Annotated in this window: 8 protein-coding genes; 7 read left to right on the top strand and 1 reads right to left on the bottom strand. The window is 72.2% G+C overall.

All coding sequences use genetic code 11. From position 1 onward, the window contains the following. Positions 1-18 precede the first annotated feature (18 nt). The gene (locus QSK21_RS35350) at positions 19-1,677 is read right to left on the bottom strand and encodes a thiamine pyrophosphate-binding protein (protein WP_285702126.1); all 1,659 of its coding nucleotides are present in this window, start codon (positions 1,675-1,677) and stop codon (positions 19-21) included. Positions 1,678-1,862: 185 nt separating this feature from the next. Here QSK21_RS35350 and QSK21_RS35345 point away from each other — a divergent pair, with 185 nt between their 5' ends. The 7 genes from QSK21_RS35345 to phtC all read left to right on the top strand — a co-directional run bounded on the left by QSK21_RS35345 (position 1,863) and on the right by phtC (position 8,443). Beyond that, positions 1,863-3,182, top strand: coding sequence for an SLC13 family permease (locus tag QSK21_RS35345; protein ID WP_285702125.1), 1,320 nt, complete (start codon positions 1,863-1,865; stop codon positions 3,180-3,182). Positions 3,183-3,237: 55 nt separating this feature from the next. Continuing rightward, complete coding sequence (locus tag QSK21_RS35340; protein ID WP_285702124.1) at positions 3,238-4,686, top strand: aldehyde dehydrogenase family protein; 1,449 nt, start codon at positions 3,238-3,240, stop codon at positions 4,684-4,686. Between the two features lie 71 nt (positions 4,687-4,757). Next, a complete protein-coding gene (locus QSK21_RS35335) occupies positions 4,758-6,140 on the top strand; it encodes an aromatic ring-hydroxylating dioxygenase subunit alpha (RefSeq protein ID WP_285702123.1) in 1,383 nt (460 codons plus the stop codon). Further along, positions 6,137-6,718, top strand: a complete 582-nt coding sequence (locus QSK21_RS35330; protein ID WP_285702122.1) for a 3-phenylpropionate/cinnamic acid dioxygenase subunit beta — start codon at positions 6,137-6,139, stop codon at positions 6,716-6,718. The genes QSK21_RS35335 and QSK21_RS35330 overlap by 4 nt, the downstream gene beginning before the upstream one ends. Further along, positions 6,715-6,954 (top strand): hypothetical protein, encoded by a 240-nt coding sequence (locus tag QSK21_RS35325; protein ID WP_285702121.1) that lies wholly within the window; start codon positions 6,715-6,717, stop codon positions 6,952-6,954. The genes QSK21_RS35330 and QSK21_RS35325 overlap by 4 nt, the downstream gene beginning before the upstream one ends. Next, complete coding sequence (gene hcaB, locus QSK21_RS35320) at positions 6,951-7,727, top strand: 3-(cis-5,6-dihydroxycyclohexa-1,3-dien-1-yl)propanoate dehydrogenase (protein ID WP_285702120.1); 777 nt, start codon at positions 6,951-6,953, stop codon at positions 7,725-7,727. The genes QSK21_RS35325 and hcaB overlap by 4 nt, the downstream gene beginning before the upstream one ends. A gap of 2 nt (positions 7,728-7,729) precedes the next feature. Next, a complete protein-coding gene (gene phtC, locus QSK21_RS35315; protein ID WP_285702119.1) occupies positions 7,730-8,443 on the top strand; it encodes a 3,4-dihydroxyphthalate decarboxylase in 714 nt (237 codons plus the stop codon). Positions 8,444-8,465 lie beyond the last annotated feature (22 nt).

Raw genomic sequence — 8,465 nt, 5'->3', positions numbered from 1 at the left:
TCACAGAGCGGTTGGGTGTCATCGTGCGGCCGGAGGGGCGAGGCCGGGCGGGAGGCCGGCCATGCGGTCCTGGACGATGTCGATGATGGCGGGAAGGTCCTGTGCCAGCGCCTCCTCCAGCGCGGGCAGGACGTCCTGGTCGCGTTCGACGCGGAGCCCGAGCCCGCCCAGGGATCGGGCGAACGCGGCGAAGTCGGGGTTGCCGTAGAAGACGCCCAGGTACCGGCCCTCGTGGGCGATGCGCTGGCGGTCCCTGGTGTTGCCGTAGGAGAAGTTGTTCATCACCACGTTCACGAGCGGGATGCGTTCGCGCACGCAGGTCTCGAAGTCCTGCGCCACCATCCAGAAGCTGCCGTCGCCGCTCACGGTGACCACGCGCTCGCCGGGACGGGCCAGGGCGATCCCCATCCCGGCGGGCATCCCCCAGGCCATCGCGCCGCCCGCGGAGCCAAAGAAGCTGTTGGGGCGCGGTAGTGGCAGATGGCGTGCGCTCCACGGGCCGAAGCTGGGCGCGTCCTGGACGAGCAGGATCCCGTCGCGTTCCGCGAGGTCGCGTAGCGCGCGGATGACCGCGCTGCTGGCGACGCCCGGACCCGGGTCCTCGGCCAGGTCGCGTACCGCCTGCTCGAAGGCGGAACGCAGTTTGGCCAGGCGGGCGGCGCGGCTCGGCGAGCGACCGGCGGGAGCGGCCAGGAGGGCCTGGGCGGCCAGGTGCGCGTCGGCGACGATGCCGACGTCCGGTACGTAGATCCGGCCGAGTTCGTCGGGGTCGATGTCGACGTGGACGAGCCGGGTGTCGGGCGAGATCAGCGTCCACCGGTTGGTGGTGAACTCCGAGAACCGGCAGCCGATCGCCAGCAGCACGTCCGCCTCCGCGATGACCTGCTCGGACACCGCGTGCGCGCCGTACCCGAGCGCGCCCAGGTACGCGGGGTGGCCATGCGGGACGAGCCCCTGCCGCAGCCACGTCGTGAGCAGCGGCGCCGCCATCGTCTCGGCCAGCCGCAGGTAGACGCCGGGATCGCCGCCCGCGCCGCCGCCCAGCAGGATCGCGGGCCGCTCGGCGGACGCCAGCAGCAACCACGCCTCCTCGATCGCGGCGGGTGCCAGCGCGGGCGGGTGGGGACGGCGGCGCGGGACCGGCGTGGCGTCCGGCGGGGCGGGTGCCTTCAGCACGTTGAGCGGCAGCGACACCACGACGGGACCGGGACGGCCCGACACCGCGGTCCGCACGGCCCGTTGCAGCAGTTCGGGCACCCGTGCGACGGAGGGCACCTCGACCGCCCACTTCGTCATCGGGCGGAACGCGGCCAGCACGTCCATCTCCTCGAACGCCCTGCGTTCCACCACGTCGGCGGGGACCTGCCCGATCAGCGCCAGCATCGGCACGGACTCGTCGTAGGCGTTCTGCACGGCGATGGCCAGGTTCGCGGCGCCGGGTCCGCGGGAGGCCATGCACACGCCGAGTCCCGCGCCGGACCTGGAGTGGCCGTCGGCGAGGAAGCCCGCGACCTGCTCGTGCCGGGTGGAGACGAACCGGATGGCGTCCTGCCTGGCGAGCGCGTCGATGAGGTCCATGACCGTGGTGCCGGGGACGCCGGCCACCAGTTCGGTGCCCTCGGCCGCCAGGCACTCGACGACCAGGTCCGCTCCCGTGCGCGCCATGCGACTCCCCACGATCGCCTCCTCCGCTGGGGAGAAGTTCTTTCTGCTGGACAGAAGTGACAGGGGCACGATACGTCCACCGGTCGCGAATGTCACCCCTTGACGTGATCGCCCAAGTAGCAGAAGGTGCTTCTTCAAAGCAGAAAGCCCAGGAGAATTCCGGCCCTCACCCCAGCCCTCTCCCCGGGAGGCCGCCCGTGTCCATCCACGTCATCGGAGTTCTGACCCTTGTCCTGATCTTCGTCGTCGGTACGCTGAGGCCGGTCAGCCTCGGGGTGCTGGCCCTCATCGCCACGATCCTGATCGGCACCCTCGCGGCCGGCGAGGGCTTCGACGAGTCGCTGGCCGGCTTCCCGCCGGACCTGTTCGTCCTGCTCGTCGGCGTCACGTACCTGTTCGGCCTGGCCGCGGTCAACGGGACCATCGGATGGGTGATCGACCGCGCGGTCGGGCTGCTCGGCGACCGCCCCGCCGTCGTCCCATGGGTGATCTTCGCCTTCTCCGCGGTGCCGACCACCGCGGGCGCGCTCGGCCCGGCGGGCGTCGCCATGCTGGCGCCGCTGTGCCTGCAACTCGGCGAGCGGTACGGGCTCGACCGCCGGATGTCGGCGCTGATGGTGATGCACGGCTCGTGCTTCGGGAACTTTTCGCCGCTCAACGGCCTGACCATCATCCTGCGCCAGTCCGCGGAGAAGAACGGCCTGGAGTTCTCGGGGACGGCGCTGTTCTTCGGCAACGCGGTCTACAACATCCTGCTCGGCCTCGTCATCTACTTCGCCTTCGGCGGACGCGAGCTGCTGCGGCGCCGCGGCGAGTCCTACGCCCGCGTCGCCGTGGCGGCCGGCGGGCCCGGCGCGGCCGTCGCCGCGGACGGCACGGCCCCGGGGAACGGGTCGCCGGAAGGCCCGGTGCGCACGGCGCCGCGCGTGGACCAGGCGATCACCCTGGTCGTCATCCTGGCGGTGGCCATCGGGGCGCTGGTGTTCGACATGGAGATCGGCGCGCTGGCCCTGGGCGCCGCCGCGCTGCTCCACCTGGCCTTCCCCGGCAGGTTCGCGGGGGCCGACAAGCTCATCGTGTGGCCGGTGGTGCTGCTGATCTGCGGCGTGGTCACGTTCGTCGCGGCCCTCCAGCGGTACGGGACGATCGACGAGGTCGGCGGCGCCATCGCGGGCATCGGCATCCCGCTGCTGACCGCCTTCCTGATCTGCCTGGTCGGCGCGGTCACCTCGGCGTTCGCCTCCAGCGCGGGGCTGCTGGGCGTGATGCTGCCGCTGGCGGCGCCGTTCCTGCTGGACGGCGAGGTCGGCGTGACCGGCATGATCATCGCGCTGGCGATCTCGGCGACGGTGGTCGACTCCACCCCGTTCTCCTCGGTCGGCGCGCTGACGCTGGCCACCGCGCCCGAGGAGGAACGCAGGTCGCTGTTCCGCGTGATGCTCGGCTGGGGCATGGCGATGGCGGTCACCGCGCCCATCGCCACATGGCTGGTGTTCGTCCTGCCCGGAAGCCTGTGAGAGCCGACGTGAGCCGAAGTGAGCCGACGCGAGAGGTGACGCGAGAGGTGACGCGATGACACGGTATGCGGACAGGCGGTGGGACGTGCTCCTCGACGGGGCACCCATGCCGGCCGCGGCCCGCTACGAGATCGAGGACCCCTCCACGGGGGGACCGCTGGCCGAGGTGCCCGACTGCGCGCCCGAGGAGGTCGATCGCGTCGTCCGCGCGGCGGCCGGGGCGCAGCGCTCCTGGGCACGGCGGACGCCGCGCGAGCGTGCGGCCAAGGTGCGCGAGTTCGCCGCGCTGATCCGTGCCAACGCGGCCGAGCTGGCGGAGCTGGACGCGGTGGACGCCGGGTTCCCGCTGGCGGTGATGCGGGCCGACGTGGAGATCGCCGCGACGACGCTGGAACTGATGGCCGACCTCGCGCTGGGCCTCGGCGGCCAGACCTATCCGCTGTCGTCCGACCTGCACTACACCGTGCGCGAGCCGTACGGGGTGGTGGCGCGCATCGTGCCGTTCAACCATCCGCTGATGTTCGCCGCGTCCAAGGCAGCGGCGCCGCTGGTGGCGGGGAACGCCGTGGTGGTGAAGGCGTCCGACCAGGCGCCGCTGTCGGGGCTGCGGGTGGCCGAGCTCGCCGCCGAGGTGTTCGGTCCCGGCCTGTGCTCCGTGGTGACGGGCCGCGGGCCGGTCACCGGGCAGGCGCTGGTGCGGCACGAGCTGATCCGCCGGATCGGCTTCATCGGCGCGGCCGAGACGGGACGGCTGGTGCAGCGGCAGGCGTCCGAGAGCGGCGTCAAGTACGTCAGCCTGGAGCTGGGCGGCAAGAACGCCCTGATCGTGATGCCGGACGCGGACCTGGCCAAGGCCGCGGAGGGCGCCGTGACCGGGATGAACTTCACCGCCACCGCCGGTCAGTCCTGCGGCTCGACGAGCCGGCTGCTGCTGCACGAGTCGATCGCGGACGAGGTCCTTGAGCGGGTGGTGGACCGGGTGCGGTCGATTCGGGTCGGGCACCCGCTCGCGGACGGCACCCAAATGGGCCCGGTGATCGACCGCAGGCAGTACGAGAAGTCCCTGGGCGCGATCGAGGCGGCGACCGGGGAAGGCGCCCGGGTGCTGGCCGGTGGCGGGCGGCCGGAAGGCGTCGGCGCGGACGGGTACTACGTCGCGCCGACCGTGCTGGCCGGGATGGAACCGGACAACCCGGCCGCGGTCGAGGAGATCTTCGGCCCGGTGCTGTCCGTCCTGACCTTCCGGGACGAGGCGGAGGCGGTCGAGATCGCCAACCGGAGCCGGTACGGACTCACGGCGGCCGTCTTCACCGGCGACGTCGCCCGCGCCCACCGCATGGCCTCCGCGTTGCAGGCCGGGTACGTGTGGGTCAACGGCAGTGCGCGCCACTACCTGGGCCTGCCGTTCGGCGGCGTGAAGTCCTCGGGCGTGGACCGCGAGGAGTCGCTGGACGAGCTGCTCTCCTACACCGAGACGAAGGCGGTGACCGTCGTGCTCGGCTGACCGCCCGGTTGACAGACATTTCTGTGAAAAGGATGCTGTTTCTGAATAACAGAACTAGGGGGCTTTCGTCGATGGCAGATCTGCCCTTCGACACCGCGAGCGTGCGGCAGGGGATGATCCCCGCGCACATCTACAACGACGAGGAGGTGTTCCGGCTGGAGCGGGAGCGGCTGTTCGGCCGCGCCTGGATCTTCGTCGGGCACGTCTCGGAGATCCCGCGGCCGGGCGACTACGTGGTGCGGCAGGTGCTCGACGACTCGTTCATCGTGGCCAGGGGCGAGGACGGCGAGGTCAGGGCGCTGTTCAACATGTGCCTGCATCGCGGTATGCAGGTGTGCAGGGCCGAGCTGGGCAACGCCTCGCACTTCCGCTGCCCCTACCACGGCTGGTCGTACCGCAACGACGGCAGGCTGGTCGGCCTGCCGTTCCACCGGGACGCCTACGGCGGCGAGGCCGGGTTCCCGCGCAAGGGCCAGACGCTGCTGCCCGCCCCCTCGCTCGACACCTACCGCGGGCTGATCTTCATCAGCCTGGACCCGGACGCGCCGCCGCTGCGCGAGTACCTCGGCGACTTCGCCTTCTACCTGGACTACTACGTGAACCAGTCCGAGCGGGGCATCGAGCTGTCCGGGCCGCAGCGCTGGCGGATCAAGGCGAACTGGAAGATCGGCGCGGAGAACTTCGCCGGCGACATGTACCACACGCCGCACACCCACACCAGCGTGGTGGAGATCGGCCTGTTCCGCGAGCCGAAGGCGGAGAAGCGCAAGGACGGCGCCACCTACTGGGCGGGCAACGGCGGCGGCACCACCTACAAGCTGCCGCCCGGCACGCTGGAGGAACGGCTGCGCTACGTCGGCTACCCCGACGCGATGATCGAGCGGATGCGGCGGACGTGGACGGCCGAGCAGCTCGACGTCATCGGCCGGGACGGCTTCATGGTGTCGGCGGCGTCGGTCTTCCCGAACCTGAGCCTGGTGCACAACTGGCCGCGGGTCGCCGACTCCGACGACGTGCTGCCGTTCATCTCGCTGCGCACCTGGCAGCCGATCTCGGCGAACGAGACCGAGGTGCTGTCCTGGTTCGCGGTCGACGCCGCCGCGCCCGAGGAGTTCAAGGCGCTGTCGTACAAGGCGTACCTGATGTGCTTCGGCAGCACCGGCATGTTCGAGCAGGACGACGTGGAGAACTGGGTGTCGCTGACGCACACGGCGGGCGGCTCGATGGCGCGCAGGATGCTGCTCAACAGCCGGATGGGGCTGCTGGCCGACGGCACGGAGATCAGCCCCGCGCTGCCGAAGGAGCGGTTCGCGGGACCGGGCGAGGCGCGCGTGGGCTACGGCGAGTACAACCAGCGCCACCTGCTCGAACGCTGGGTGGACTATCTGGAGGTCCCGGGCCCGGCGGCGCCGCCCGTCCGGCTCGGCGAAGGCGGGCTGGAGGTGTCGCTGTGACCACCCACTCGCGGCGATCGAGGCTCGGCGGCGACGCGCCGGCGCTCCAGCGCACCGGCAGGACGCTGCCGTTCTCCGACGAGCGGCACCTGCTCGCGCACCAGTGGCTGGTGGACGAGTCCTACCTGCTGGACGCGCAGGACTACGAGTCCTGGCTCGACCTGCTGACCGACGACGTCCACTACCTCATGCCGGTGCGGGTGACGACGGCGCGCGCGGCCGGGTTCGACTGCTCCCCGGGGATGGCGCACTTCGACGAGGACAAGTACTCGCTGGGCCGCCGGGTCGCGCGCTTCCAGACCGAGCACGCCTGGACGGAGGACCCGCCGTCGCGGCTGCGGCACCACATCACCAACGTGCGCACGTTCGCCACGGAGGACCCCGGGCATCTCGTCGTCGAGTCGGCGGTGCTGCTCTACCGCAGCCGCGGCGACGTACGGGAGGCGGCGCTGATCTCCGCGGGCCGCGAGGACCTGCTGCGGAACGAGGGGGACGGCGCCGGATGGCGGCTGGCGAGACGCACGATCCTCGCCGACGACGCGGTGCTGCGCACCCAGAACCTGGCGATCTTCCTGTGAGCGGGGACGGGCGGCGGGACGGACCCCTCGTCCTGGGCAACGAGTTCGCCGAGGTCCGGGTGCGCGTCGTGGAGACCCGGAACGGGTCCCGGCTGCTCATCGAGTCGCCGAAGACCGGCCATGCGGTCGCGCTGTGCCCACTGGAGCTGGAGGCGCTCACCTGGCAGGGGCCGGCGACGTTCTCCGCCATGATCGGGCAGCCGTACCGGCCGCTGGTGGAGGAGGACGAACCGTGACCGGCTGGCTGAGCGGCAGGCGTGCCCTGGTGGTCGGCGCCGGGTCCGGCATCGGCCGCGCGGTCGTGGACGCGTTCCTGGCCGAGGGCGCCCGGGTCGCCGCGCTCGAACGGGACGCGGACAAGGCCGCCGCGCTCGCCGAGGTGTGCCCGGTCGTGACCGGCGACGCCACCACCCGGGAGGCCAACGAGGAGGCGGTCGGCGCGGCCGTCGCCGCGTACGGCGGGCTGGACGTGCTGGTCAACTGTGTCGGGGTGTTCGACTTCTACCGGGGCATCGGCGAGCTGGACGCGGACCGGATCGACGTGGCGTTCGACGAGATGTTCTCCACGAACGTCAAGAGCCAGCTCCACGCGGTGAAGGCGGCGCTGCCGGCGTTGCGCGAGAGCCGCGGCTCGATCGTGCTGACCGAGTCCACCTCGGCCTACTATCCGGGACGCGGCGGCGTCCTGTACGTGTCGTCCAAGTACGCGGTGCGCGGGCTCGTCACCGCGCTCGCGCACGAGCTCGCGCCCGAGATCAGGGTGAACGGCGTCGCCCCCGGCGGCACGCTCGGCACCGACCTGCGCGGGCTCGGCAGCCTCGACCTCTCCGGCAGGCGCCTGGACGACACCCCCGGACGGGAGGCCGACCTCGCCGCGCGGGTGCCGCTGAACGTGGCGCTGACCGGCGCCGACCACGCCTGGAGTTACGTGTTCCTGGCGTCCGCCCGGTCGGGTGGCGTCACCGGAGGGGTCGTGCACAGCGACGGCGGGATCGGGGTAAAGGGCTGACCATGAACGATCTTGCGCCGCTGCGCCAGGAGATCGCCGTCGCCTGCCGCGTGCTGGCCGCGCGCGGCCTCGCCGACGGCTTCCTCGGCCACATCAGCCTCCGCGTGGACGAACGGTGCCTGCTGATCCGCTGTAGGGGACCCGAGGAACGCGGCCTGGCCTGGACGACCGAACGCGACATCCGCCTGGTCACGCTGGACGGCGAGCCCGGCGCGGCGGGCGAGCTGGACGGCTGGGACCCGCCGAACGAGCTGCCCTTGCACACCGAGGTGCTGCGGGCATGTCCCGGCGCCCGTGCCGTCGTCCACGCGCATCCGCAGGCCGTGGTCGCCGTCGACCTGGCGGGGGCGCGGATCCGCCCGATCGTCGGCGCCTTCGACATCCCGGGCGCGAAGCTGGCCGCGGGCGGGGTCCCGGTCTATCCGCGCGGCGTCCTCGTCCGCGACCGGCGGCTGGCCGCGGAGATGGTGAGCGCCATGGGCGACCGTCCGGTCGTGGTGCTGCGCGGGCACGGCCTGACCAGCCATGGCGGCGACGTCCCCGAGGCCGTGCTGCGGGCCGTGTCCGTCGACCGGATCGCGCGGCTGTCGCTTCAGGTGCTGTCGGCGGGCGGGGAGCTGCGCGACCTTCCCGACGAGGACCTGGCGGAGCTGCCGGACCTCGGCCCCGCGTTCAACCGGGGCGTGGCCTGGCGCCATGAGCTGGCCAGGCTGTGAGCCGGGAACGGGACGAGGACCG

The organism is Actinomadura sp. NBRC 104412, from assembly GCF_030269515.1.
Lineage (GTDB): Bacteria > Actinomycetota > Actinomycetes > Streptosporangiales > Streptosporangiaceae > Spirillospora.
Note: the sequence above shows the minus strand (reverse complement) of the source record. Positions and strands in the feature narration are given on the sequence as shown.